Source organism: Polaromonas sp. SP1, from assembly GCF_003711205.1.
GTDB lineage: Bacteria > Pseudomonadota > Gammaproteobacteria > Burkholderiales > Burkholderiaceae_C > Polaromonas.
On the sequence record NZ_CP031013.1, the window covers coordinates 1,902,501 to 1,927,866 of the forward strand.

Here is a 25,366-nt window from a genome sequence, read left to right on the forward strand (position 1 = left end):
GTCCCTAAAATTGGCTAAGTGGGAAACGAAGTGGGAAGGCTATAACAGTCAGGATGTTGGCTTAGAAGCAGCCATCATTTAAAGAAAGCGTAATAGCTCACTGATCGAGTCGTCCTGCGCGGAAGATGTAACGGGGCTAAGCCAGTTACCGAAGCTGCGGATTTGCAATTTATTGCAAGTGGTAGGAGAGCGTTCTGTAAGCCTGTGAAGGTGGTGGTGTAAACCCTGCTGGAGGTATCAGAAGTGCGAATGCTGACATGAGTAGCGTTAAAGGGGGTGAAAAGCCCCCTCGCCGTAAGCGCAAGGTTTTCTACGCAACGTTCATCGGCGTAGAGTGAGTCGGCCCCTAAGGCGAGGCAGAGATGCGTAGCTGATGGGAAACAGGTCAATATTCCTGTACCGATGTGTAGTGCGATGTGGGGACGGAGAAGGTTAACTCAGCCAACTGTTGGATATGTTGGTTCAAGCCTGTAGTCGTGCCTGGTAGGTAAATCCGCCGGGCTTAGATGAGGGGTGATAACGAGTCTGCTTGCAGACGAAGTGAGTGATACCCTGCTTCCAGGAAAAGCCACTAAGCTTCAGCTACACACGACCGTACCGCAAACCGACACTGGTGCGCGAGATGAGTATTCTAAGGCGCTTGAGAGAACTCAGGAGAAGGAACTCGGCAAATTGACACCGTAACTTCGGAAGAAGGTGTGCCTTTAGTAGGTGAACCATTTACTTGGGGAGCCCAATGAGGCTGCAAAAAATCGGTGGCTGCAACTGTTTATTAAAAACACAGCACTCTGCTAAGACGAAAGTCGACGTATAGGGTGTGACGCCTGCCCGGTGCTGGAAGATTAAATGATGGGGTGCAAGCTCTTGATTGAAGTCCCAGTAAACGGCGGCCGTAACTATAACGGTCCTAAGGTAGCGAAATTCCTTGTCGGGTAAGTTCCGACCTGCACGAATGGCGTAATGATGGCCACACTGTCTCCTCCTGAGACTCAGCGAAGTTGAAATGTTTGTGATGATGCAATCTCCCCGCGGAAAGACGGAAAGACCCCATGAACCTTTACTGTAGCTTTGTATTGGACTTTGAACAGATCTGTGTAGGATAGGTGGGAGGCTTTGAAGTGCGGTCGCTAGATCGCATGGAGCCAACGTTGAAATACCACCCTGGTGTGTTTGAGGTTCTAACCTAGGTCCATTATCTGGATCGGGGACAGTGCATGGTAGGCAGTTTGACTGGGGCGGTCTCCTCCCAAAGTGTAACGGAGGAGTTCGAAGGTACGCTAGGTACGGTCGGACATCGTGCTAATAGTGCAATGGCATAAGCGTGCTTAACTGCGAGACTGACAAGTCGAGCAGATGCGAAAGCAGGACATAGTGATCCGGTGGTTCTGTATGGAAGGGCCATCGCTCAACGGATAAAAGGTACTCTGGGGATAACAGGCTGATACCGCCCAAGAGTTCATATCGACGGCGGTGTTTGGCACCTCGATGTCGGCTCATCTCATCCTGGGGCTGTAGCCGGTCCCAAGGGTATGGCTGTTCGCCATTTAAAGAGGTACGTGAGCTGGGTTTAAAACGTCGTGAGACAGTTTGGTCCCTATCTTCCGTGGGCGCTGCAGATTTGAGGAAGCCTGCTCCTAGTACGAGAGGACCGGAGTGGACGAACCTCTGGTGTATCGGTTGTCACGCCAGTGGCATTGCCGAGTAGCTAAGTTCGGAAGAGATAACCGCTGAAAGCATCTAAGCGGGAAACTCGTTTCAAGATTAGATCTGCCGGGGCCTTGAGCCCCCTAAAGAGTCGTTCAAGACCAGGACGTTGATAGGTCAGGTGTGGAAGCGCAGTAATGCGTTAAGCTAACTGATACTAATTGCTCGTGCGGCTTGACCCTATAACTTTGATTAATTCGAAGTTGTTATGCCAAGTTGACGCATTCAAAAGGCACAGCTCAGCAGCTGTGCGAATCTAAATAAAAGCTGATTTACTCTATGAATTCGATGGATTGTTCTTTGGACAATCTGTCAACAAGTTATGCCTGATGACCATAGCAAGTTGGTACCACTCCTTCCCATCCCGAACAGGACAGTGAAACGACTTAGCGCCGATGATAGTGCGGATTCCCGTGTGAAAGTAGGACATCGTCAGGCTCTTACAGCAAGGAACGCCCGGTTGATTTTTGATCAACCGGGCGTTTTCTTTTGTGCTTCCGGTATTTGATTGGCTCACAAAATGCAAAAAGCCCGCATGGATTCATGCGGGCTTTCTACTTTGTGCGGAGCAGAATATTTGTGACCCTTGCAGGCGCCAGATCGGAGGGTTTGGTAGTGGTAAGAACGAGATAAGGGTCTGAATTTCGACCGAGTGGGCGTTAATTTAAGCGTTCACGATCTGCGCACCTTCCCTTTTGGCTGCGCCGGCGCCGACCAGTTCGCTACTCAGTTGCTCAATCCATGTGCGGGCAGGAATATTCGTAAAAAACTTGGTTTTGATTTGCATGAAATATGGCGTTTCAATGGCCCACTGTGCAAACTCATCGTAATCCTGCCGCTGTGTTTCGAGTAGTTTGAATTTAAGCAGCACCTTTGCTGCATGGTGCGCGTGTCTGGGCGGGTTGTTGATAAATGAGGTCAGCCGTTGGCGTGCTCGCGCAAGCACTTCGGGGCTGTATAAGAACACGCGGCCGTGTCCTGGAATGACAGTCTTCGGATTCAAACGCTCAATCAGATCGAGGGTTGCAGCAACTTCCGAGAACGCATCCGCTCCTTCGAGCTCTGGAAAAACGACGCCGAACCCGTTTTCCCACAAGGCATCAGCAGAAATCAACAACCGGTGCCTGGGCTCGAAGAAAATCAGTGAATGTGGATCATGCCCGGGTGCGGCATGCACTTCCCAGGTCTGCGACCCAAATTGCATGGATGCACCAGATTGAAGGACGTCCGCAAAGCTGAACTGCGGGCAAAGCTGCCCTGTCGGCAGATAAGTCAGCGCCACCGGGTCCCAATTGGCGACCTGGTTTGCATGGCCGGGAGGAATGAGCGTGCGCAAAACTGGGTAACGCGCCTGTAAAACTGCGTTGCCGCCGCAATGATCACTGTGCAAGTGCGTATTGACGAGGATGTCGAGAGGCCGGGAGCCCAAAACAGACTCGACCAATGACAGCGTCTGGGGTGCGTGCGTGCAATAACCGCTGTCTACCAGGAGGGTTTCATCCCCGTCAGTGAAGAGAATATTGTTTGCAGAGAGCCAGCCGCGCTCGAAAACATGCAGCCCGGCGGGTAAGTCCGGCGCTGCCATCAGCAGTTGCCGGCGAAAAATCGCTCAGGCCGCTGTGCGCAGCTCACGCCTGAGGATTTTTCCGACATTGGTTTTGGGTAGGTCATCGCGGAATTCAATGTATTTAGGTCGTTTGTAGCCCGTCAGATGCTGCTTGCAGTAGGCGCTGACGTCGTCTTCAGTCAGTGTAGGGTCGTTTTTGACCACAAAAACCTTGATTGCTTCACCTTGCTTTTCGTCGGCAATGCCGATGGCGGCGCATTCAATGACGCCGGGGCACAGGGAAATGACGTTCTCAAGCTCATTGGGAAATACGTTAAAGCCCGAAACAATGATCATGTCTTTCTTGCGATCGATGATTTTGGTGTAACCACGTTCGTCCATGATGCCGATATCGCCGGTTCGCATGAAGCCGTCTGACGTAAAGGCCTTCTTGTTTTCTTCGGCTTGCCGGTAATAGCCCGTCATGACCTGTGGGCCCTTGATGCAGATTTCGCCGGATTCACCGAGCGCCAGCGACTTTCCATCGTCATCCTTGATGGCCACCTCAATGCTCGGCAACGGCAGGCCGATCGTTCCGGTGAACTCCTTGTTGGTCACGGGATTGTTGGTGCCGATGGCGCATGTCTCGCTCATGCCCCAGCCTTCGATCATGGGGCAACCCGTCACTTCCAGCCAGTGTTTTGCCGTCCCTTCAGACGCGGCCATGCCGCCTGCCTGAGAAACGCAGAGGTTTGAAAAGTCCACGGTCTTGAATTGCGGATGTTGAAGCAGCGCATTGAAGAGGGTATTGACCGCCGGCAACATGTGAAAGGGCCGTTTTTTCAGAACCTCGATGAACTTGCCGAAGTCCCGCGGATTCGGAATGAGCGTCAGGTGAGCGCCCCAGCGTATGGTGAGCAGGCATAGCGTGAGCGCGAAGATGTGATACAGCGGCAACGCCGCGATGTTATTGGTCTTGCTGACGTCGCCGACACGTTTGAGCGCGGGGGTGAACCATTCTTCTGCCTGCAAAATGGCCGCCACGATGTTGCGATGTGTGAGCACGGCACCTTTTGACAACCCGGTGGTTCCGCCGGTGTATTGCAGGAACGCAATCGAATCCAGCGTGGTCTGCGCGGGCCGCAGTGTCAGGCGGCTGCCTTCCGCAACCGCGCGATTAAAGGCCGTCACGGTGCGCCCTTCGCCCAGCGGCAACTTGTAGGCAGGCACCAGCTTGGCGAGATGGCGGACCGCAAAAGTGATCCATTGCCCATACCAAAAGCCGAGCAAATCGCCCATGGCGGCCATCACAACATTTTTCACCTGTGTTCGCTCAATCACTTCGGCCAGTGTGGCCGCAAAGTTTTCAAGGATGACGATGGTCGTTGCCCCGGAATCCCGGAGCTGGTGCTCCAGCTCGCGCGCCGTGTAGAGCGGGTTGACATTCACGCAGGTGTAACCCGCGCGCAAGATGGCGGCCATGGTGACGGCGAACTGCGGCACATTCGGCAACATGATCGCCACGCGGGCGCCAGGCTCGAGCCCCAGGCTTTGCAGCCAGGCCCCGAAGGCCGAGGACAGCTCGTCGAGCTGACCGTAGCTCATCCAGCGGTCCATGCAAACCGAAAACGGTTTGGCTGCGTTCTTCTTGAACGAGTCTTCAAGCAGGTGCGAGAGCGAGTGGAACTGCTCGGTGTTGATCTCGTGCGAGACGCCTTCTGGATAACTCTTGAGCCAATGCTTGTTCATACAAACTCCTTGCGGCCATTGTGAAAGCCGAGCGGCGCAATTCGTATGGGGCTTGTCCTAATGCAGACTCAATATGAGGGGCCGGTGGCCAGCAAATGGCCCAATCTGGTCTCGCAGGTGACAGCATCGTCCTCGAACAGCGAGTGGATCCACGCTGTCTCACGGTCCCTGATCAATCGGAGAAACTCGTCAGCCCCGCGCATGTCGGCAAAGGCGTCGAAGCCGGTCTCCAGAAAATGCTGCAATGAATTCAGGCCGGCGGCTGAGGCCGGCCCGCGCATCATCTTGAGCAGGGTGCGCAGCCCGAACATCCGCGTCAGGCGATTGAGCTCATGCCCCAGATGCAGCACGACTTCAAGCTGCCGGGTTCTTGCCGCGATGTCTCCGACCCGGCGCCAGCAGCGGATATAGCGTGCGCAGTCATCGCTGTCCGGCGTGGCGGCCTGGTCTGCCAACCATTCCCGCGCCATCAGGTCATCAAGCTTCTCGGTGAGGGCATGTACCTCCGCCAGGGCGGCTGCGGTATTGACAACCGGCTGCGGAAAAATTTTGGCGATGGTGCTGGCAATACGTGCGAATTGCTGGTCACGCTCGGCGTAGTCCTTGTCGCTGTACAGCTCCTGCAGAAAGAAGGTAGCCGCTGTTTTGTAGCGCGGACTGTGCAGCAGGTCGGAGTAGGTGACCTGGAAGCGGCGCGCCTGAAAGCGCTTGATCGCCGCGCCGGCTTGCGCCATCGGCGGGTCCGCCGCGTGCTGCTGCCGAAGCAGCGCGACGGCTTGCAGCGCATCGTGAATTTGTTGTGCAGAGGCGTCCATACAAACCCGGAGTTTATCTAGGTACGGTCCCCTATAGAAACTTAAATGCCCATGAGAAACTTCCAGCATGCAAAGAAGAACGCTTCTCAAACTCGGCGCTGCCTCCGCGGCTGTGCTGATTGTTGCCGGGGGCGCGGCGGCTTTGTTGCGGCCGGGCCTCGAAGGCGGCGTGTTGAGCGACTCGGGCCGCGAAGTTTTTTCCGCGATAGGCCGTGCCGTGCTGGATAAAACGCTGCCGGCCGAAGACGGGGCGCGGCAGATCGCGTTGCAAGGCCTGCTCAGCCGCATCGACGTCCTGGTGCTGTCCTTGCCGTCCCACGCGCAAGCCGAGCTTTCGCAGCTGCTGGCCCTGCTTGCAAGCGCTGCGGGGCGGCGCACCCTGGCCGGATTAAGCCAGCCGTGGCCCGACGCCTCCATCGCCGACATCCAGCATTCGCTCCAGGACATGCGCCTGTCTGCGCTCGCATTGCGCCAGCAGGCCTATGCCGCGCTGCATGACATCACCGCGGGCGCCTACTTCTCGGACCCATCCAGCTGGCCTCTGCTGGGTTACCCCGGCCCCCTGAAAATCTGAAGGCACTGAACGCAGCATGAGTCAACTGAAAGACCCGATCCGCGAAGGCCTGGCGCGCGGCTGGAAAGTCATGGGCGGCCCGCATGCCCCTGTGCCTGAAAAAATCACGTGCGACGTGGCCATCATCGGCAGCGGCGCCGGCGCCGGCATCACGGCCGAACTGCTGACCAAGGCCGGCCTGCAGGTGGTGATCATTGAAGAGGGGCCGCTCAAGAGCAGCAGCGACTTCAACCAGAAAGAATCAGAAGCCTATCCTTCGCTCTACCAGGAAAGCGCTGCGCGCAAAACCGAAGACAAGGCCATCAACATCCTGCAAGGCCGCTGTGTCGGCGGCTCCACCACGGTGAACTGGACCAGCTCATTTCGCACGCCGGCCTCCACGCTGCAGTTCTGGCAAGACCGGTTCGGGTTGGGCGGCTACACCGTCGACGCGCTCGCGCCGTATTTTGCGCAAGCCGAACAGCGACTGAATATCACGCCGTGGCTGGTGCCTCCCAACGAGAACAACGACCTCCTGCGCCGGGGCGCGGCCAAGCTGGGGATTCCTGCGTCGGCCATCTCGCGCAACGTCAAGGGTTGCTGGAACCTGGGCTCTTGCGGCCTTGGTTGCCCGACCAACGCCAAGCAGTCCATGCTGGTCACGACCATCCCGGCGGCGCTGGATCTCGGGGCGATGCTGCTGGTCGAAACCCGCGCAGACAGCTTCGAGCTGGCCAACGGAAAAGTCACGGCATTGCTCTGCAGGCGTGTTCAAGGTTTAGAGAAAAAAACGGCTCTAGCCCAGGTACAGCATGGGCGGGTAGCTATAAAAATAGTAGCAAAACACTACGTGCTTGCCGGTGGCGCCATCAACTCGCCCGCGGTGCTCTTGCGTTCGCAGGCGCCCGATCCTCACGGCGTGCTGGGCGCCAGGACTTTTCTCCATCCGGTGGTGATGTCCTCCAGCGTCTTTGACCACAAAGTCGAGGCCTGGAGCGGCGCGCCCCAGACGATTTACTCCGACCATTTTCTGGAAACGCAGGCCATCGACGGCCCCATCGGCTACAAGCTCGAGGCGCCGCCGCTGCACCCGGTGATCTTTGCGTCCACCGTGCCGGGCTTCGGCCAGGGCCAGCATGACCTGCTCAAATCCTTTCCGTACAACCACACGCTGCTGGCCCTGCTGCGGGACGGTTTTCACGATGAGTCTCCGGGCGGTGCGGTCAAACTGCGGGGCGATGGTTCTGCCGTGCTGGACTATCCGCTGACACCTTACGTCATGGAGGGCGGGCGCAAGGCGCTGCTGTCGATGATGGAAATCCAGTTTGCCGCCGGCGCCAAACAGGTGTTACCGCTGCATGAGATGGCTCAGCCTTATACCTCGTGGGAGCAGGCGCGTGACGCCGTCAATGCGCTGCCCATGAAGCCCATGCTGACCCGCGTGGTCAGTGCGCACGTCATGGGCGGTTGCGGCCTGGCGGGCACTGAGCGCCAGGGCGTCACCCGCCCGGACGGCGTGCACTGGCAGCTGGAGAACCTGTCGATCCACGACGGGTCGTTGTTTCCCACCAGCATCGGCGCCAACCCGCAGCTGTCGATCTACGGCGCCGTCAACCGGCTGGCGCAGGGCCTGGCCAAAAAGCTGTCCGGCCGCGATGTCACACTGGCCTGAGATACTGCGGGTTTGACACTCGCCTTTCCCGCTGATCCATGCTGGCCCACCTGCAACGCCTCATCACACTCACGTTGATTGCCGCGGCCTTTGGCTGGCTGGTTTACTTTCGCGGCAGTTCCCCGGCCCTGGCCGTCACCGGTTTTTTTGTCATCGCGCTGGGCTATACGGCTTTCCTGGCGCTTGAATTCCTGCTTCTTCATCACATCAACAAGGCGGATCCGGCGCCCCAGCCGACCTGGAAAGAGCTGCTGCGCGCCTGGGTGGGCGAGACATTGACGGCGCCCCGCGTGTTTTGCTGGCGCCAGCCCTTTCGCACCAACGCGGTCCCGGACCAGCTGGCGCCCGCAGCCGGCCAGGGGCGCCGCGGCGTGGTGTTTGTGCACGGTTTTTTCTGCAACCGCGGCCTGTGGACACCCTGGCTTCAGCGCGTGCGGGCCGATGGGCGCGTATTTGTCGCCGTCAACCTCGAACCCCTGTTCGGCTCCATCGACGACTACGCGCCCCAGATCGACGAGGCGGTCCGGCAAGTCACCGAAGCCACGGGCCTGCCGCCGCTGCTGGTGTGCCACAGCATGGGCGGGCTGGCGGCGCGGGCCTGGCTCAAACGCATGAAGGCGGAAGCCCGTGTGCATCATGTGGTCACCATCGGAACGCCTCACGGCGGGACCTGGCTGGCGCGATTCGGGCACGGCCACAATGGCCGCCAGATGCGGCTGCAGTCCGACTGGCAGTCGCAGCTGGACCATGAAATGCCGGTCGACCGCCACGCGCTGTTCACCTGCTGGTACTCCAACTGCGACAACATCGTGTTCCCGACATCTACCGCCACCCTCGTGGGGGCTGACAACCGGCTGGTTCGCGGCGCCGCCCATGTGCAGATGGCGTTTTTGCCGGAGGTCATGAACGCCACACTGGCCATGCTGGACGGCAAGCCGGCCTGAGCCGGCGCGTGGGGCTTATTCCTGTGAATTTCTCACAGGAATCTTGGGTCATATTTACTATTCAGATGGTCCCGAGTTTCCTATGCTCATCCATTTGTAGGATGGAGCGCCCCGTGACACTGTACGCAATGCAAAACGCCAGCATTCTGGAAGCTGGCCGGCCCATGCCTCTTGGCGAGGCCGAGCCGGACTCCACGCACGCCTTGCTGGCCTTGCTGGTGGATGAGTTGGCTCACGGCGTGCTTGTCGTCACGGCGCAAGGCCGGATCCTGCACGCCAACCAGGCCGCACGCCGCGAGCTTGAGCACGCCGCCGTCCTCAGTGCAGACCGGGGGGAACTGAAAGTCCTCATGCCGGCAGACGCCAAGGCCTTTCAAAATGCCATGGCCAAAGCCGTTGCCGGCAAGCGCAGTCTGATACGGCTGGCCACCGAAAGCGTGGGTTTTTCGCTGGCCGTCATGCCTTTGCAGCGCCAGCCGGGCATCCCCTGCGAGCGGATGGCCCTCGTGTTGTCGCGGCTGGGGGTGAGCGAATCCGGCGTGTTCAGCGCTTTCGCCCGCAACCACAGCCTTACCCAGACGGAGGAGCAGGTGCTGGTTTACCTGTGCCGCTGCCTCAGCACGCCGGAAATAGCCGTGCAGATGCAAGTCGCCGTGTCCACCGTTCGCAGCCATGTGCGCAGCCTGTGCGCCAAGACGGCCTCCAGCGGTGTCCGCGAGCTGGTAAATCGCGTGGCCATCCTGCCACCCATCGCACCCCTGCCACTCGGGCAAATTCACTGAGATTCACCCGGAGATGCCGGCGCGCCCGGCGACGTGCTAGATTACGGGTGATCATGAGTTCGCCTACACCTCCCGACGAGGGCCTATACGCCCATTTGACTCCCGAATTGCGTACGCTGGCCTTGCGCGGCGCCGTGCGAAGTTACCCCAAAAAAACGGTGGTCATCAATGAGGGCGAGATCGGCGACAACCTCTTTGTGCTCCTCAAAGGCAGCGTCAAGGTGTTTTCCATGGACGAAAACGGGCGCGAAATCACTTATGGGCGCATTCATTCCGGCGACTATTTCGGTGAAATGTCCCTGGATGGCGGGCCTCGCTCGGCGTCCGTCATTACCCTGGAGCCCTGCACCTGCGCCGTGCTGAGCCGTTCGGATGTGAGTGAACACTTGGTCGATGAGCCAGGATTTGCCATCAATCTTGTGGTGCAGGTCATTCGCCGCGCCCGCTCGGCCACAGAGGCCGCACGCAATATGGCCCTGCTCGACGTCTACGGCCGGCTGATCGCCGTGCTGGAAGAGCACGATGACGTGACCACCCGCGATACAGGCACGGGCCTTACGCTTGAATCCATTACCCACCAGGACATTGCAAGCCGTGTCGGCGCTTCCCGCGAAATGGTCAGCCGCCTGCTCAAGGATCTGGAAAAGGGCGGGTACATCGAAATGGGTACAAAGCGGATCACCCTGCTCAAGAAACTGCCCAGCCGCTGGTAGGCGCTGAGGGCAGGCAGGCCTGCCGCGTCAGGCTTACAGCGGCAACAATCCATTTCCCGACAGCTGGACATCGTGATCCGGGCCTGGCGTTGGCCCAGGTGGCGGCCGGCCATCTGCGGCCCAGCGTGCCAGTTGAGGTGCCGCCGTGCTGGTGCCAACCAGCCTGACCACGCTGGCGCCCCGCGTGCCCGCCGCCAGCAGACCACGCAGGCTGCGGCTCTGGTCGGTCACCGCCGCGCAATACGGTCCCTGCGCTGCGCCGCGGGTCGGCCCCGCAGATGAATAACGCACGTGTCCGAGATCGCTGTGCCGGTAGCCGGCCGCTGCGAGCGCGCCGCTGCTGGTCGCGATGCCGGTCAGCGTGCCGCGTCGCCGGACCAGCGCCGCGCTGCCCGGCGTATCGTCGGTGGCTGACTTGAGCCAGCGCAGCGGATCGTAGAGCGGATCGACAAAGTGCGACTGCCGACCCCGCACCATCGTGCCAAGGTTGAAGTCGTCGCGGTCTATCCACAGATGTACCGGCCGTGTCAACGCACTGTCCGAATTGTTCCGTACTTCTATCTGCCACAGGCCATGCGGCGCGAGCGCTGTGGTGGGGCGAAACGACGCACACGGCGCCAGCGCCACAAGCGCCATCGCGCCGACGCTGCCGCGCGACGTATGCGGCATGTAGACGATGCCGCACGAAGGTTTCGCCGCATTGGGGCTCACCTGCGCATCGCCGGGGCTCATCCACGGGCTCTCGGCCATTCCGGGTGGCGTCACCCGCAGTTCTACGCCGGTGGCGCCGGCAGGCATCCAGAGCTGGACAAAAGTCGGCGTCTCGTCGCCGGGCATGACATGCCAGTGCAGGGTCTTGGTCGCGTTGGCTTTGAGCTTGAAGCGCGCATGACCGCGCTCCGAGAAGCTGTTGCCGGCTGCCACGGTCAAGGTCAGCTCCGGGTGCTCGGCGCCGAGTTCGTCGAAGGCTTTTTCGAGCATCGCCGTGCCGTCGTTCGGGCCGCGCTGCGGGCCGAAACTCAGGTTGATGATGATCTGTTCGGTCTGCGCATCAGCGCAACTCAGGATGTAGCGCATGGCATCCAGCACGTGCACGTCCAGCCAGGCACCCGAAGGGTCCTGCAGGCAGGCACGCGGCAGCTGCACAAAAACAATGCCGGCATCGTCGCTGGCGGCCGTATCGTCCGCATCCTCAAAAGTCGGCGGCATGGTGCGGCTGCCGACCCTCGAACGCACTGCCATCGCACCAGCCAGCACGTCTGTCACGTGCGCGCCGTGGGTGCGCGCCCGGCTCAACCGGTCATAGGTCGCCGTTGCATAAAGCGCGTCCTCGTTGACGGCGTTGTGGCGGGTCATGCTGTCGATCAGCGACTGCAATTGCTCGCCGTCCACTTCATGCCCGCGGCCGAAGTCCGGCGGTACCTGACCCTGGGCCACAAAAGCGCCCTGGTCTTCCTGGTCCCAGAGGCGGCAGACGCGGGTGTTGCCCGCCGAATCCTGCAGGTGGTATTGCGCGAACGCACAGCCGTCGTCGATCACGCCTATCAAGGTCTTTCTGGCAATACCGCGCGCGACGGCCGGGCCGCAGGCCGGCGCCGAAGGCGGCCTGTATTTGGGGCGTTGTGGCACGACCGGCAGGCTGATCTCTGCACGTGCGACGATGCCCGAGAGCGTGGTCTTCAGGCGCCTGAAAAAAGCGGCTTGCGGCCATGCCGTCAGAAAGCGCGGCTGTGCACCAGGGCCGCGATAGGCGCCGGGTATGTCCGAGAGTTGCAGGCCGCCGCCGGAGTGGCTGACAAGCTCTGCAACGGTTCTGCCGGGCTGCAGTTCTATCAGTGTCGCGATCTTGCCGTTGGCCGGCAGGCCGCCATAGGGCGCAAAAGCCGTGCCGTCGGCCCAGACCAGATAGGGATCGAGGCCGTCCAGCGGATCAGGCTGCGACCAGTTCACGTGCGCCCCATGCGCGATGGCTTGCCAGCTCATTGGAACCTCACGTGTTCCCACTCCTTGAGTGCGCGGTCCCACATGTAGCGCAGCACACCCGTAGCGGCAGCCGAGCTCTTGGCGCCGAAGGGCTTGTAGAAGTCCGGCGCATTGGGACCATCGAGGGGCTGTGTCGGCGGCATCAGGTCTTCCTGGCCAGTCATCACCGGGCCGTCAAAGTCGCGCGGCGTCCATTTTTTACCGGCCTTGTAGCGCGCCACGAAATATTCACCCAGCGTGGTGCCAAGCAGACGTCCCGAGATGCTGTCGACCGGGAAATGCACGCCAGAGACCACGCGGTTGGTTGCGATGCGCGCCGCCTGGCGCTGCAACTGGATGCTGACCGGGTGCGAGTCGGGCAGGTCCAGCAGCGCCTGCAGCACGTGCGCCACGATATAGGCCTGCGTCGCATGGCCGCTGGGCAGGCTGCCGTGGCCGGGCGTTGTGATGATCGGCTGCACCTGGGGCGAGTATTCAATAGGGCGCCAGCAGGCCAGCGCGTGTTTGAACTGCATCTCCACATTCACTGCCAGCAGCATGCACATGTTGATGAGTTCGAGCGTGCGCGGCGTGCGTGACGGATGCAGGTACACAACCGAACCCCAGAAGGCGAACTGGGGGTCGATCTGGGCAATGATTTCGGCGGTTCGCTCTTCGCGCAGGTCGGCCCACGAAAGCACCTTTTTGAGCTGTTCCTTGAAGGCCGGAATCGTTGGGCGGCTCAGCCGGGCGATCGGTTTTGGCGTCACGGTCAGCGCGGGGGGCGCATCAGGCGGCGAGCCTGGGTGAGATTCGACATGCCATATCGCCGCACCTTGCGAGCCGACCTTGTGAAAAGACAGCGGCTCCAGCATCGCTGCCTGGCAGACATAGGCGCGTACCCACGGTTCCCAGCGCTGCATGTTTTCAGGATCATCGAGCGCCGCCGCCACCACCGGGTAAGACCCCAGGTCCAGCGGCACCATCGTTGCGTCGCGGCTCGAGACCAGGGTGTAGGGGTCGGTGGCGAAAATCTGCGGGTTGGTCAGCGGCAAGGTGCCGAACACTCCGGCCACACCACCGGCGCCCCCTGCGCCTCCTGCTCCACCCGCACCGCCGGCGCCACCTGCACCGCCTGCGCCGCCCGCCCCACCCAGAATTGAAAGTATGCTCATTGAAGGTTCTCCGTAAAAATCATTCGGGCAAGCCCGCCTCGCGCAGTGCGGCCACCCATTCCTGGCCGGTTGCGTACAGCATGCTGGGGTTGCGGTTGCGATAGCTCGTTGCCGTCAGTGCCGGATCGAGCAGCAGCAACTTTTGCAGTGTCTGGCTTGCGCTGGCTATCTGCCCGGTCTGGACCTGGGCGATGGTCAGCACGCGCAAGGTTGAGGAATGCAGGCGGTTCGCCTTGAGCGAGCGGTTCGCCAGTTCTATCGCGAGGTCGTAGCGCCGCGCCGACAGTGCCGCCGTCGCGGCCAGCGAATCGTAAAAGTAACGCAGGGGGTCCAGCGGCGAGAGCTGCAGCGCTTTTTCTGCACTGGCGAGTGCGTGCTCGCCCTCGTCGCGAAAGGCGTGCAGCACGCCGTCGAACAGCCATGCCAGCGAATCGTTGGGGTTGACCGCGAGCGCCGCGTCATAGCGCCGCGCCGCGCCGTCGAGGTCCTTGAGCATGTGGCAATGCACAAAGCCCTCGACCGCCAGCGCGAGCGAGCAGGACGGGTCGACATCGAGTGCGCGCTGGGTCTGCTCGAGCGCGCGTTTGGTTTCGTCCTTGCCGCCCGACGACAAGCCCCTCGTCACCTGCAGCACATGCCATTTGGCCAGCCAGGCGCGGGGCGTTGGCAGGCGGCGGTGCCGGTCTATCAGGTACTCGAGCATCTCGCGTACGCGGTCAAACTCACTGCGGGTGGACCGGTGCATCAGCGAGATCGCGCCCAGCAGCAAGGTCGAGCTCTCCAGATTGGGTAGTGGCCGGCTGGCGGCGCGCTGCATTTCCGTGTGAACGATATGGGCGCCGAGTTGCGATACTACTTCCGCGGTGATCCGGTCTTCGCCCTGCAGCACCTCCTGCACAGTGCTTTTCAGGCTGTCGCCCCACACGGCGCGGCCCGAGCGTGCCTCGATCAGCTCAGCGACCAGAATCACCTGGCCCCCTGCGACACGATAGGCGCCCGACAGCACGTAGTTGGCGTTCAGGTGGCTTTGCAGCATGGGCAGGCTGGTGTCCCGCCCGCGCAGTGCCGTTGTCGACAGGCGCGATATGACATTCAGGTCCGGCGCACGAGACAGGGCGGCGATGATTTCTTCGGCGAGTATTTCGCCCAGCACGGCGTCGTCCGGGCCTGAAGTGCGCGCTGTAAACGGGATCACGGCCACCGTGGGCCGCAGCTCGGTCGGGTCAGCCGGCAGCGCCATGAGGACCGCCGCCTTGCCGGGCGGCAACACACGGTAGGCGTGAACCGGTTTTTCAACATGCTTGAGGTAGCACTCGCCCATGTCCTCAACGTCGGCGTCCAGCGCAGGAATCAGCCGGTCGCGCAGCTCCGCGGAAATCACGATGTCGTTAGGGCCGGCCAGCGTGCAAAAGCGTGCCGTGAGGTTGACATCGGTGCCGTAGATATCGTGCTCGTCGGTAACAAAACTGGCGATGTGCCCGCCCATGCGCAAATGCATTTGCGCGTCAGACGGAATGTGGGAGTTGGTGTGTTCACTGAAATGCTGGAGCGCAAATGCGGCCTTCACGCAGCCCTGTGCGTCGGCAAATTCCAGCATCAGGCCATCACCCAGGCTTTTGACAATGCGGCCGCCATGCAGGGGCAGGATTTGCTGCTCTGCATGCTGTACCAGTTGTTGCCACCGCCGTACGAAGTCATCTTGGTCCTGCTCCATGATCCTGACCGACTCCACCACGTCCATTACCAGCAGCACTTTGGTGCTTCTGTTCATGTGGTTGGGCAATTCAATCAGGGAGTGCATCGTAAGCGGTGTAACAAATTTTTACCTCCTCATTTTGTAGGAGGAACTGCGCGGCATAAACACTTGCTGTGCTAAGGGTGGCTCTTGAGCGAAGCACTGTTGTATCAGTGTTGAATTGTGGGTGATTCGCAGGAAGGCGCGCCAATCTTAAGTTCGCCTGGGGGGGGCGGGGACTGCAAACGCGAGCCTCCCCCGGCAGGCACCCAGCGGGCCAACATTCGTGTCAAATGGGCGCTATTGTCGTGTGGCGACAATAGCGGGTGGCGGTTTTCCGTGCGTGCCCGCAGGTAGCCCACGCCGCGCCAGTCGTCGATCTATTTTCTTTTAAAGCAGCGAGAGTTCCGGTATGCCATTGATCGTGGTGATTGAAGATGACGCGGGTACCCGCATGCTCGTGACGCAGGTCCTGAAAAAAGAAGGCCATGAGGTCAAGGCGGCCGAAGACGGCCTCAAGGGCCTCGAACTGATTCGTGAATTCAGGCCCGATGTGGTGGTCAGCGACATCCAGATGCCCAACATGGACGGCTTCGAGGTGCTGGACAAGGTGCGCAACGACGACGCGCTGGCCACCACGGCCGTGATCCTGCTCACATCGTTGCAGGACCGCACCCACATGCGCCAGGGCATGACGACCGGCGCCGACGACTACCTGACCAAGCCCTTTGCCCCGCAGGAACTGCTGGAAGCCGTCAATGCGCAGCTCAACAAGCTCAACCGGGCGAACGCCATGCGCACGCAGGTCATCGACAAGGCCATCCAGCTGGCCCTCTCGGAGCAGGCCCAGAAAATCAGCGACCTGTACGAGTCGCGCCTGGCCAGCTCACTGAGCCAGCAGTGGCCCGAGAGCGGCCCCGTGCGCGACAACGACCGGTTTACCAGCGCCACGGTGCTGTTTGCCGACATGCGCGACTACGGCCTGTGGACCCAGCGCCTTTCGGGGGCGGAGATCAGCGACATCGTCAGGCGGCTTTACAGCAGCGTGGGCGACACGGTTTACCTGTTCGGCGCGCACTACATGCAGTTTGTGGGCGACGGCATGCTGTGCGTGTTTGTGGACGCCAACGACACGCACTCGGTCAACCACGGCCTGCGCGCCATGCGCGCCGCCCTGGGGCTGGCGGACGCCACCAAGCGCATCGATGCCTATGTGCAGCAGCATTTCGGCAGCCAGGACTTGCCCAGCTTTTCGCTGGGCGTGGCGCTGCACAGCGGCCCCGTGGCTTTTGCCGGCCTGGACGGCCTGGTGGGCCGCTCCGGCCAGACCACGCCGATCGGCGACACCGTGGCGGTGGCGCTCAAGCTGTTCCAGGGTGAGCCCCGGCTCGACTGGACGATTGCCGCCAGCGTGCAGGCCTCCCGCCTGGTGACCGGCGCCGTGCGCACCGGCCGGCGCGCGCTGGTGCAGGTGGCGGGCCGCGGCCGGCCGCTGGACACCGTGGAAATCGTGGGCCTGGCATGACGGCGCGCACCTGGTCGCTGCGCACGGTGCTGGTGACCAGCCTGCTGGTGTTTTCCATCGTTCCGGCCGCCACCGTGGGCTGGTTTTTGTACCGTAGCAACCTGCAAAGCGTGCAGACCCTGGCCGAAAAAACCGTGGAGGCCACGGCGCAGCGCATGCAGATCGTCACCGAAGAGCACCTGTCGCAAGCGCACATCGTGCTCAACGGCCTGATCCATGAGCAGCCGGGCGAGGCGGGTGTTGCCCGCGCGCGCCTGCTGATGCAAAAGCCCGAGCTGTTTGAGCAGACCGCGTTTGCCATGACACGCATGACGCCCCGCGTGCCGCAGATGGCCCTGGCCACGCACCGCGGCGAATACCTGGCGGTCGAGGCGCCGGCCCAGGGCGGCAACGGCGCGACGCAGGTCGCCGTGCGCAAAGAGGGCGGCGTGGGCCGCAGCTTTTACGCGGCCGAATACCCCGGCGACCGCCGCCAGAAAACCTCTACCGAAGAAGCGAACCATGAGCCCCGCACCCGCGCGTGGTACCAGGGCGCGATGGAAAACAAGGGCCGCAGCTTCACCGCCGTGTCGCCTTCGGCGGCCCACAACCAGTTGCTCGTCACGCTGGCGCAGCCGGTGTACGGCGCCGACGGCGGCGCGCTGGGCGTGTTCGCGGTCGAGCTGCACCTGGCGCGTCTCAAAGAGCTGCTGCAGACCATGGTCTTCAGCGCCCGCGGCACCGCTTTCCTGCTGGATGAAAACGGCCTGCTCGTCGCCAACTCCACCATAGACCCGCTGTTTGCCGGCGAGGGCGGCAAGCTGGAACGCAAGCGGCCCATGGACAGCCGAAACGCCGTCATTCGCAGCGCCTACAACGAAGTCGCGTCCAGCCTGGGCCGCACGCTGCCCGACAGCGTGCAGCGCATCGCCTTCCTGCACCGCGTGCCCCTGCAGGACGACACCCTGATCGTCGTACTCAGGCCTTTCGGTGAAAGCCTGGGGCTGCGCTGGAGCCTGGTGGTGGCCGCCCCTGAAAGCGATTTCGCCGCGGCCAGCCAGGCTGCCCTCAAAAAGACGCTGGCCGTGATGGCCCTGGCCTTGGTGCTGGGTGCCTTGCTGGCCACCTGGCTGGCGTACCGCCTGAGCCGGCGCTTCAAAGCATTGAGCGTGGCCGCCACGCAGCTGGCGCGGGCCGAGGTGCCCGAGGTGCAGCAAAACGCCCGTATCACCGAGGTGCGCCAGCTCTCGCAGGCCATGCACGACAGCGCCGAAGAAATCGTGCGCAACCGGGCCGCCATCGAAGCGCAAACCCTGGCCCTGCAGGACGCCAACGAAACGCTCGAAGCCCGCGTTGCCAGCCGCACCGCCGAGCTGGCCGCCTCGCGTGAGGAAGCGCTTGCCGCGGCCCGCGCCAAGGCCGCCTTCCTGGCCACCATGAGCCACGAGATCCGCACGCCGCTCAATGGCGTGGTGGGCATGACCACGTTGCTGGCCGACACCACGCTGGACCACGAGCAGCGTGACTACCTGCACACCATGCGCGTCTCCAGCGACCAGCTGCTGGGCGTGATCAACGACATCCTGGACTTCTCGAAAATCGAGTCCGGCAAGCTGGAGCTGGAAAACGAGCCGCTCAACCTCATGGCCACCATCGAGGAAGCCTGCGACATCGGCGCGCCCCGCGCCCGCGAGAAAGGCCTGGAACTGCTGGTCGACCTGGGCGACGAGCTGCCCACCTGGGTGCGCGGCGACGTCACCCGGCTGCGCCAGGTGCTGCTCAACTTCGTCAACAACGCCGTCAAGTTCACCGACAAGGGCCAGGTCATCGTCTCGGCCCATGTGCTGGAAAACGCCACGGCGCAGCAGGGCGGGCTGATTGAGTTTCGCGTCAAGGATTCCGGCATCGGCATCCCGAAAGACCGGCAGTCGGCGCTGTTTCAGTCCTTCACCCAGGTCGACGCCAGCACCACCCGCAAATACGGCGGCACCGGGCTGGGGCTGGCCATCTGCAAGCGCCTGGCCGGCCTGATGGGCGGCAGCGTTGGGCTGGAGTCGATGCCGGGCCAGGGCTCCACCTTCTGGTTCACCGCGCGCCTGGGTTATGCCGACGCGCCTGAAATTGCCCAGCTGTCGTCGCTGCACATGGTGAGCCTGGCCGGCAAGCGCGTGGCGGTGGTCGACGACACGCCCGTCAACCTGCGCATCCTTGACAAGCAGCTGCGCCGCTGGGGCATGGAGCCCGCGCTGTTCGAGCGCGCCGGCGAGGCGCTGGCCTGGCTGCAAACCCACCCGGTCGATGTGGTGGTGACCGACATGCACATGCCCGAGATGGACGGCCAGACTTTTGCCCAGACGCTGCGCGAACGCCACCCCGGCGTCTGCATCGTGCTGCTTACCTCGGGCACCATGCCCACCGGCGAGCAGGCCCGGGTGTTTGACGCGCGTTTGCTCAAGCCCTACCGCCAGTCACAGCTTTTTGAGGCCATAGCCCGCGTCACGTCTGATCCGGTAGCTATTAAAAACATAGCAGAAGCCGGCAAACCCGCGCTGCGCAACCAGTTCATCCTGGTGGCCGACGACAACGCCGTGAATTTGAAAGTGGCGCTCGCCATGCTGGCCAAGCTCGGTTATGAGGCCGCCACCGCGCTCAATGGCCGCGAGGCCGCCGACAGGGTGGCCGCATCGCTGGGCACCGGCGCCGGCACGCGTGACGGCCCGCGGCCCTACGCCGCCGTCCTGATGGACGCCAACATGCCGGTGATGGACGGCTTTGCCTCCTCGCGCGAGATCATCGCCACGCACGGCGAGGCCGCGCCGCCCATCATTGCGCTGACCGCCTCGGTGCTGGAAGAAGACCGCCAGCGTTGCCTGGCCGCCGGCATGGTCGGCTTTTTGCCCAAGCCGCTGCGCATTGACGAGTTGTCCGAAGCGCTGGCCCGTTACGCCCGCCAGCCGGACGGCGAGGGCGCTACAAAAATCATAGCTAAAAGCCAAGACGCTGCCTGGGCTGGAGCCCAAAAAGACCAAAAAACGCCGGTCATCCTGATGGACTGGAGCCGGCTCGAGCAGTTCAAGGAATTTGACGACGACGAGCGCACCATGACGCGCGAAGTGATTGCGCTGTTTACCAGCGACGCGCCGAACCGCATCGACAGCATCCGCGAGGCGCTGGAGGCCTCCGACAGCGCCGAGCTCTCGCGCGCGGCGCACGCCCTCAAGGGCGCGGCATCGAACGTGGGCGCCGAGGCGCTGAGCGACGCCTGCTTTGTGCTGGAGCAATCCTGCCTGCAGGGCCAGTGGCCGGCCGATGCGGCCCAGCAGGTGGCGCGTGTCTGTGAGCTGGCCGACCGGACGCGCCAGGCGCTCAATGACTGGATGGCCGCACCGGGTTAGGCCGGTGCGCCTGTTTTTGCCTGGGCCAGCGTTTTGTAAAACGGCGTGAAGTCCGGCTCCGTCAGCCGCAGCAGCGCCTCAAAGCTGTCGATCACAAAATATTGCTGCTGGAAGGTGTCTATCTTGTAGGTCGACGACATGCAGCGCAGCAGGTCGGCGTTGTTCTGCATCGCAATGCGTTGCGGCTCGGCAGACTCCACGCTCCAGGCCAGCTCGCCGGGGCTGCTCAAAATGCCGGCGCCATAGGCCCGCACTTCGTCGCCGCCCTTTTTGTCGCGCATCAAACCAAACTCAATCGTGTACCAGTACAGGCGCGAGAGCATCTCCACCGCGCCGGGAATCGGCGCTGCGCCGCTCGTGCCGTGCTCCAGCGCATGCGCCTTCAGCGCGCCCTTGCCGTAGGCCTGGATGTGGTCGGCGTAGCTCGGATCGAACAGCAGCGGCACGTGGCCGAAGAGGTCGTGAAAGATGTCGGGCTCGACGATGTAGTCGAACTCCGCCGGCGTGCGAATCCAGTCGGTCACCGGAAACTTGCGGTTGGCCAGCAGCGTAAAAAACGGCACCTCGGGGATCAGCCCCGGCACGCCCACCAGCTCCCAGCCGGTGGCTTTGAAGAGGCGCGCGTTGACGTCTTCAAAACGCGGGATCGCATCGCTCACGCCCAGGCTGGGCAGGGCCTCAATAAAGGCGCTGCAGGCACGCCCGGCCAGCAGGGCCGATTGGCGTGTGTACAGGCGCCGGTAGGTGTCGTGGTCTTGCGCCGTGTAGGCCGCGTAGTTTTGCGGGCAGGTGTAGTCGGCGTTGACTTTGCCGCCGCGCGCGTAGTCGCCCCGCGGCGGCCGGTCGGACTGGCCGTACACCGCCGGCGGCGGCGTGTTGCTCTTGCTGTCTGCTACTTCAGCCATTGGCTCTCCACACGCTGGTAATCACCGCCGGCCCTGGCCAGGTGCAGCCATTGGTCGACGTAAGCCTTGAAAGGCACGTCGCCGCGCGGCAGCAGCCAGGCCATTTCGCCGTACTGCAGCGGTTTGTCGGGGTTGACGGCGCACAGGCCCGGTTTGAGCCTCTGCTGGGTGATGGCCTCGGCCGATTCGGTGACGAAGACGTCGGCGCGGTTGGCCAGGATTTCGTCAAAGATCGTCAGGTTCTCGGGGTTCAGCCGCATCTGTGCCTGCTTGAAGTTGGCGCGTGCAAAACGCTCGTTGCTGCCGCCCGGGTTGAAGATCACGCGCGTCGTCGGTTTGTCGATGTCGGCCACGGTCTGGTACTTGGCGACGTCGGCGCAGCGCGCAATCGGCGTCTTGCCGTTGACCATGTAAGGGGCGCTGAAGAAGGCCTTCTTTTGCCGCTCCGTCGTCACCGAGATGCCGCCGACGGCGATGTCGCATTTGCCGGCCACCATGTCGGGCATCAGGTTGGCCCAGCTGGTCTTGATCCACTCGGGTTTGACGCCCAGGCTGGCCGAGAAAGAGGCCATCAAATCCACGTCGATGCCTTCAAACGCGCCGTCGGGCCGCTGAAAGCTGAAGGGCTTGTAGTCGCCCGGGGTGCAGATGCGCAGCACGCCGGCTTTTTGCACCGCGTCCAGGCTGGAGGCGGGCAGCACGCTGACGACGGTCTGGGCCGAGGCCAGCAAGGAAGCCGAAGCAAGGCCAAGCGCGGCCAGCGCGCGTTGCGATTTCAGGCGAAGGGACATGGCAATCTCCGTAGGGGGTTGATCGGTGGGGCTTTATTGTGCGCCCGCCTGTCTCAGCCCTTTGCCGCCTCTTTGCCTGCCAGCACGCCGCGGCGCATCTGGTCCAGCTCGATGCTTTCAAACAGCGCCTTGAAGTTGCCCTCGCCGAAGCCGTCGTCGCCCTTGCGCTGGATGAACTCGAAGAAGATCGGACCCAGCTGGTTCTCGCTGAAGATCTGCAGCAGCAGCGCGCCCTTTTTGCCGTCCACCAGGATCTTGCGTTTCTTCAAATCGGCCACGCTTTCGCCATGACCGGGGATGCGCTTGTCGACAAGCTCGTAGTAGGTGTCGATGGTGTCCAGCAGCTTCACGCCGCTGGCGCGCAGTGCGTCGACCGTGGCAAACAGCTCGTTGCTGCCCATGGCGATGTGCTGGATGCCCTCGCCCTGGTAGCGGTCCAGGTACTCCTGGATCTGGCCGGCCTTTTCATTGCCCTCTTCATTGATCGGGATGCGAATCTTGCCGCAGGGGCTGGTCATGGCCTTGCTTTTGACGCCGGTGACCTGGCCTTCGATGTCGAAGTAGCGGATCTCGCGGAAGTTAAAGAGCCGTTCGTAAAAACCGGCCCATTCGTCCATGCGGCCGCGGTGCACGTTGTGCGTCAGGTGGTCGATGTAGGTCAGGCCGTGGCCCATCGGGTTGAGCGCGTCGCCGTCCACGCCGGGCAGCGGCTCGAAGTCCACGTCGTAAAAGCCGATGTTGCCGATGTCGCCCGGCTGCGCGCCGTTCTTGCCGCGCCATTTGTCGATGAAATAGATGATGGAGTCGCCGATGCCCTTGATGGCCGGGATGTTCAGCTCGCCGGGGCCGGCGGCTTGCGCATAGCCCCAGGCGCCGAGGGCGATGGCTCGCTCATAGGCAAATTTGGCGTCTTTCACGCGAAAGGCGATGGCGCACACGCTGGGGCCGTGCTGGCGCGCAAAGCGCTGCGCAAACGAATCGGGCTCGGCGTTGAGGATGAAGTTGATGCCGCCCTGGCGGTACAGCGTCACGTTCTTGTGGCGGTGTTTGGCAATCGGCTTGAAGCCCATGCGCTCGAACAGCGCGCCCATGGCGACCGGGTCCGGTGCGGCGTATTCGATGAATTCAAAACCGTCGGTGCCCATGGGGTTGTCCCAGGCCGCGCCTTGTTCAAAGTTCAGGGCGGTGTCGTCGCGTGCGTTCATGCGTGTCTCCAAAGTGGTGTGCGGTATGAAGTGACTTTAGCGGCGCGGGCGGTCAGTTTTACTGCGAAATAGGGCGTCTGGGTTGCTGTTGACGCAGTAAACCTGCAAAATTAGACGAATGGAAACACTCGACAAGCTCGACCGCCACATTTTGCGCAGCCTTCAGGACGACGGCCGCGCCACCTACGACCAATTGGCCGAGCAGGTGGGCCTGTCGCCCAGCGCGGTGCTGCGGCGCGTGAAGCGGCTGGAGGAAAGCGGCGTGATCGACCGCTACGTGGCGCTGGTCAAGCCCGAGTCCGTGGGGCTGGGGCTTACGGCTTATATCAACGTGCGGCTCGAAAAGCACACCGAAAGCCACAAGCGCAACCCCATGGATTTGTTCCGCGCCAGCGTGCAGACCTGGCCCGAAGTGGCCGAGTGCTCGGCGCTGACCGGCGAGATGGACTATTTGCTGCGTGTGGTGGTGCAGGACATGGCGCATTACAGCCGTTTCATCATGGACACCCTGCTCAAGCACCCCAGCGTGCAGGACTGCAAAACCAGCTTTGTGCTGGACCGGGTCAAGGCCACCACGGCCGTGCCGCTCTGAGTTTTCGGGGCAGTCAGGCCTGCGTCAACAAGCGGGTAGCCAATGGCGTGAGTGGTTTTTGGAGGTGTGCTGCAGGACGCCGGCGGACGTAATTCACGAGGGTGGCTTTTGTGTGCTGTTGTTGCGGTGCAACATAAGCTGAATCCGGGCGTTTTCTGCCCCCAAATTGCTATTGATTTAATAGCTGCAAGCCCAGGCAGAGCATGGGCTAGAGCCCGATTTGACCTGAAAGTTTGGCTGGCCTCCCTATTGATGGTGCTGGAGAAGCCCTTAGACTGGTGATTCTAGGGAAAACCCTTATATTGAAGTCATGGTTACCCCAAGCACACTTTTGAAAGCCTCCTACAACGCGAGCAAGGAATTCTTCCGCCCGCCGGCGGAAGAGCGAACCCCCCAGGCGCCCGTTGCGCCCCACGTACCGCCTGTTATGGTCCCAATCCGCTCCATGGGCCCCAGCCACGGGGAACGCATCGCCAAACACCTGCTGGCTTTGGGCGAGCACGACCGCTATTTGCGCTTTGGCTACTCCGCCAACGACGAGCAGATTCGTCGCTACGTGGACGGCCTGAACTTCGACCGCGACGAGATTTTCGGGATTTACAACCGCAAGCTCGAGCTCATCGCCATGGCCCACCTGGCGCACTCGACCGACCCCCAGCTCCAGAGCTGCGCCGAGTTCGGCGTCTCGGTGCTGGCCCAGGCGCGCGGCCGCGGCTACGGCCGTCGCCTGTTCGACCGCGCCGTCATGCACGCCCGCAACAACGGCGTCGACATGATGTTCATTCACGCGCTGAGCGAAAACACCGCCATGCTCAACATCGCCCGCAAGGCCGGTGCGACGATAGAGCGCGACGGCTCCGAAAGCGAGGCGTATCTCAAACTCCCGCCGGCCGACCTCGATTCGCGCATGACCGAAATGGTCGAAGAGCAGATCGCCCAGACCGACTACCGCCTCAAGGTCCAGGCCAAGCAGTTCTGGGATTTGCTGGGGGTGATCCAGGAAGTGCGGCAAGGGGTTCGGGATGGGCGGGACCGGATGCCGATGTAGCTGGTTCTGGCGCCAGTGGCGTGCGCTCCGCTGAGGCTGCTGGCCGGGGGTTGCCTGGCACGCGCCAAAAGTCCTCTCCCGTTCGGGCTGAGGTATCGAAACCCTGTCTCCTCCGTTCGGGCTGAGCTTGTCGAAGCCTCGTTGTTGTATGGGCGCTGAGGTGTTTTGAGTTCCGGGGCCGGGAGTCGCCCGGCATGCGACTCACTTTTATCGAAACCCGCAAAGCGGGTTTTTTTGTTCGCCAAATGCGCGACATGCGCGCGGGGTTTGCTCACTTCGCGCAGCGAAGTTACGCAAACACCAAAAGTAAGCAAAAAAAGGCGACCCTGGCTCCTGCGTCCCTCCGCTTCGCTGCGGGCAACCTGCGGTGCTCGGCCCAGCCGGGGTCAAAAACAACTCGCCTTCGGCTCAGACAAGTTTTTGCCTTGATCCGTCTGGTCCTGCGCTCCTCGGCGCATCCACAAGGGGCAATCGGGAGCGGGAACCGAATACCGAACAGCCGAAGCCTGAGCAAGAACAGCCGATGCTTGCTATCAGTTCCATAGCGGACGGCCCAGATTTCATCTGGGCCAGAGC

General features: G+C 62.1%; 18 protein-coding genes and 2 rRNA genes (1 of these 20 running past the window's edge). 11 read left to right on the top strand and 9 right to left on the bottom strand.

Going from position 1 to position 25,366, the window contains the following annotated elements:
• Positions 1-1,886, top strand: a 23S ribosomal RNA gene (locus DT070_RS09030) (it extends 994 nt beyond the left edge of the window).
• A gap of 143 nt (positions 1,887-2,029) precedes the next feature.
• Positions 2,030-2,142 (top strand): 5S ribosomal RNA (gene rrf / locus DT070_RS09035).
• 226 nt (positions 2,143-2,368) lie between these two features.
• On the opposite strand, the gene DT070_RS09040 is transcribed toward rrf, so the two are convergent.
• The 3 genes from DT070_RS09040 to DT070_RS09050 form a co-directional block, all read right to left on the bottom strand.
• Positions 2,369-3,289 carry an MBL fold metallo-hydrolase gene (locus tag DT070_RS09040; protein ID WP_194965940.1) on the bottom strand — a complete coding sequence of 307 codons (921 nt, stop codon included), beginning with the start codon at positions 3,287-3,289 and terminating at the stop codon, positions 2,369-2,371.
• Positions 3,290-3,313: 24 nt separating this feature from the next.
• Complete coding sequence (locus tag DT070_RS09045) at positions 3,314-4,999, bottom strand: AMP-binding protein (protein ID WP_122955085.1); 1,686 nt, start codon at positions 4,997-4,999, stop codon at positions 3,314-3,316.
• A gap of 68 nt (positions 5,000-5,067) precedes the next feature.
• Complete coding sequence (locus DT070_RS09050) at positions 5,068-5,814, bottom strand: hypothetical protein (protein WP_122955086.1); 747 nt, start codon at positions 5,812-5,814, stop codon at positions 5,068-5,070.
• A gap of 67 nt (positions 5,815-5,881) precedes the next feature.
• Here DT070_RS09050 and DT070_RS09055 point away from each other — a divergent pair, with 67 nt between their 5' ends.
• The 5 genes from DT070_RS09055 to DT070_RS09075 all read left to right on the top strand — a co-directional run bounded on the left by DT070_RS09055 (position 5,882) and on the right by DT070_RS09075 (position 10,478).
• Positions 5,882-6,388, top strand: coding sequence for a hypothetical protein (locus DT070_RS09055; RefSeq protein ID WP_122955087.1), 507 nt, complete (start codon positions 5,882-5,884; stop codon positions 6,386-6,388).
• A gap of 16 nt (positions 6,389-6,404) precedes the next feature.
• Entirely contained in the window at positions 6,405-8,039 is a 1,635-nt protein-coding gene (locus DT070_RS09060; RefSeq protein WP_122955088.1) for a GMC family oxidoreductase, read from the top strand.
• 38 nt (positions 8,040-8,077) lie between these two features.
• On the top strand, positions 8,078-8,983 hold the full coding sequence (locus DT070_RS09065) for a triacylglycerol lipase (RefSeq protein ID WP_122955089.1): 906 nt from the start codon (positions 8,078-8,080) through the stop codon (positions 8,981-8,983).
• Positions 8,984-9,096: 113 nt separating this feature from the next.
• On the top strand, positions 9,097-9,765 hold the full coding sequence (locus DT070_RS09070; protein WP_122957335.1) for a helix-turn-helix transcriptional regulator: 669 nt from the start codon (positions 9,097-9,099) through the stop codon (positions 9,763-9,765).
• Positions 9,766-9,818: 53 nt separating this feature from the next.
• On the top strand, positions 9,819-10,478 hold the full coding sequence (locus DT070_RS09075) for a Crp/Fnr family transcriptional regulator (RefSeq protein ID WP_164483736.1): 660 nt from the start codon (positions 9,819-9,821) through the stop codon (positions 10,476-10,478).
• Between the two features lie 33 nt (positions 10,479-10,511).
• Here the strand turns inward: DT070_RS09075 and DT070_RS09080 are convergent, their stop codons facing one another.
• From DT070_RS09080 to DT070_RS09090, 3 genes are read right to left on the bottom strand one after another with little or no spacing between them, the layout of a single operon-like run.
• A complete protein-coding gene (locus DT070_RS09080; protein ID WP_122955091.1) occupies positions 10,512-12,461 on the bottom strand; it encodes a S8 family serine peptidase in 1,950 nt (649 codons plus the stop codon).
• Positions 12,458-13,615, bottom strand: coding sequence for a phosphatase PAP2 family protein (locus DT070_RS09085; RefSeq protein ID WP_122955092.1), 1,158 nt, complete (start codon positions 13,613-13,615; stop codon positions 12,458-12,460). Before DT070_RS09085 ends, DT070_RS09080 begins: the two co-directional genes overlap by 4 nt.
• 19 nt (positions 13,616-13,634) lie before the next feature.
• Positions 13,635-15,386: an adenylate/guanylate cyclase domain-containing protein gene (locus tag DT070_RS09090; protein ID WP_228778533.1), complete on the bottom strand. Its 1,752-nt coding sequence runs from the start codon at positions 15,384-15,386 to the stop codon at positions 13,635-13,637.
• 376 nt (positions 15,387-15,762) lie between these two features.
• On the opposite strand from DT070_RS09090, the gene DT070_RS09095 reads away from it, so the two are divergent.
• Entirely contained in the window at positions 15,763-16,875 is a 1,113-nt protein-coding gene (locus tag DT070_RS09095; RefSeq protein ID WP_122955094.1) for a response regulator, read from the top strand.
• Complete coding sequence (locus DT070_RS09100; protein WP_122955095.1) at positions 16,872-20,249, top strand: response regulator; 3,378 nt, start codon at positions 16,872-16,874, stop codon at positions 20,247-20,249. The genes DT070_RS09095 and DT070_RS09100 overlap by 4 nt, the downstream gene beginning before the upstream one ends.
• On the opposite strand, the gene phhA is transcribed toward DT070_RS09100, so the two are convergent.
• Genes phhA through hppD form a run of 3 tightly spaced genes read right to left on the bottom strand, consistent with a single transcriptional unit; the run spans position 20,246 to position 23,150 of the window.
• Positions 20,246-21,154, bottom strand: a complete 909-nt coding sequence (gene phhA, locus DT070_RS09105; protein WP_122955096.1) for a phenylalanine 4-monooxygenase — start codon at positions 21,152-21,154, stop codon at positions 20,246-20,248. The two genes, DT070_RS09100 and phhA, sit on opposite strands and share 4 nt — an antisense overlap.
• A complete protein-coding gene (locus DT070_RS09110; RefSeq protein ID WP_122955097.1) occupies positions 21,142-21,945 on the bottom strand; it encodes a transporter substrate-binding domain-containing protein in 804 nt (267 codons plus the stop codon). Before DT070_RS09110 ends, phhA begins: the two co-directional genes overlap by 13 nt.
• Before the next feature lie 53 nt (positions 21,946-21,998).
• Complete coding sequence (gene hppD / locus DT070_RS09115; protein ID WP_122955098.1) at positions 21,999-23,150, bottom strand: 4-hydroxyphenylpyruvate dioxygenase; 1,152 nt, start codon at positions 23,148-23,150, stop codon at positions 21,999-22,001.
• A 118-nt stretch (positions 23,151-23,268) separates the two neighbouring features.
• Between hppD and DT070_RS09120 the strand changes: the two genes are divergently transcribed.
• The gene (locus tag DT070_RS09120) at positions 23,269-23,742 is read left to right on the top strand and encodes an Lrp/AsnC family transcriptional regulator (protein WP_122955099.1); all 474 of its coding nucleotides are present in this window, start codon (positions 23,269-23,271) and stop codon (positions 23,740-23,742) included.
• Positions 23,743-24,052: 310 nt separating this feature from the next.
• Positions 24,053-24,790, top strand: coding sequence for a GNAT family N-acetyltransferase (locus DT070_RS09125; RefSeq protein WP_122955100.1), 738 nt, complete (start codon positions 24,053-24,055; stop codon positions 24,788-24,790).
• Positions 24,791-25,366: the final 576 nt, after the last annotated feature.

What these genes read in the sequence shown, in the direction of transcription:
- DT070_RS09040 (WP_194965940.1), bottom strand. Translation starts at nt 3,289, where the DNA reads ATGGCAGCGCCGGACTTACCCGCCGGGCTGCATGTTTTCGAGCGCGGC.
- DT070_RS09045 (WP_122955085.1), bottom strand. Translation starts at nt 4,999, where the DNA reads ATGAACAAGCATTGGCTCAAGAGTTATCCAGAAGGCGTCTCGCACGAG.
- DT070_RS09050 (WP_122955086.1), bottom strand. Translation starts at nt 5,814, where the DNA reads ATGGACGCCTCTGCACAACAAATTCACGATGCGCTGCAAGCCGTCGCG.
- DT070_RS09055 (WP_122955087.1), top strand. Translation starts at nt 5,882, where the DNA reads ATGCAAAGAAGAACGCTTCTCAAACTCGGCGCTGCCTCCGCGGCTGTG.
- DT070_RS09060 (WP_122955088.1), top strand. Translation starts at nt 6,405, where the DNA reads ATGAGTCAACTGAAAGACCCGATCCGCGAAGGCCTGGCGCGCGGCTGG.
- DT070_RS09065 (WP_122955089.1), top strand. Translation starts at nt 8,078, where the DNA reads ATGCTGGCCCACCTGCAACGCCTCATCACACTCACGTTGATTGCCGCG.
- DT070_RS09075 (WP_164483736.1), top strand. Translation starts at nt 9,819, where the DNA reads ATGAGTTCGCCTACACCTCCCGACGAGGGCCTATACGCCCATTTGACT.
- DT070_RS09080 (WP_122955091.1), bottom strand. Translation starts at nt 12,461, where the DNA reads ATGAGCTGGCAAGCCATCGCGCATGGGGCGCACGTGAACTGGTCGCAG.
- DT070_RS09085 (WP_122955092.1), bottom strand. Translation starts at nt 13,615, where the DNA reads ATGAGCATACTTTCAATTCTGGGTGGGGCGGGCGGCGCAGGCGGTGCA.
- DT070_RS09090 (WP_228778533.1), bottom strand. Translation starts at nt 15,386, where the DNA reads ATGAACAGAAGCACCAAAGTGCTGCTGGTAATGGACGTGGTGGAGTCG.
- DT070_RS09095 (WP_122955094.1), top strand. Translation starts at nt 15,763, where the DNA reads ATGCCATTGATCGTGGTGATTGAAGATGACGCGGGTACCCGCATGCTC.
- DT070_RS09100 (WP_122955095.1), top strand. Translation starts at nt 16,872, where the DNA reads ATGACGGCGCGCACCTGGTCGCTGCGCACGGTGCTGGTGACCAGCCTG.
- phhA (WP_122955096.1), bottom strand. Translation starts at nt 21,154, where the DNA reads ATGGCTGAAGTAGCAGACAGCAAGAGCAACACGCCGCCGCCGGCGGTG.
- DT070_RS09110 (WP_122955097.1), bottom strand. Translation starts at nt 21,945, where the DNA reads ATGTCCCTTCGCCTGAAATCGCAACGCGCGCTGGCCGCGCTTGGCCTT.
- hppD (WP_122955098.1), bottom strand. Translation starts at nt 23,150, where the DNA reads ATGAACGCACGCGACGACACCGCCCTGAACTTTGAACAAGGCGCGGCC.
- DT070_RS09120 (WP_122955099.1), top strand. Translation starts at nt 23,269, where the DNA reads ATGGAAACACTCGACAAGCTCGACCGCCACATTTTGCGCAGCCTTCAG.
- DT070_RS09125 (WP_122955100.1), top strand. Translation starts at nt 24,053, where the DNA reads ATGGTTACCCCAAGCACACTTTTGAAAGCCTCCTACAACGCGAGCAAG.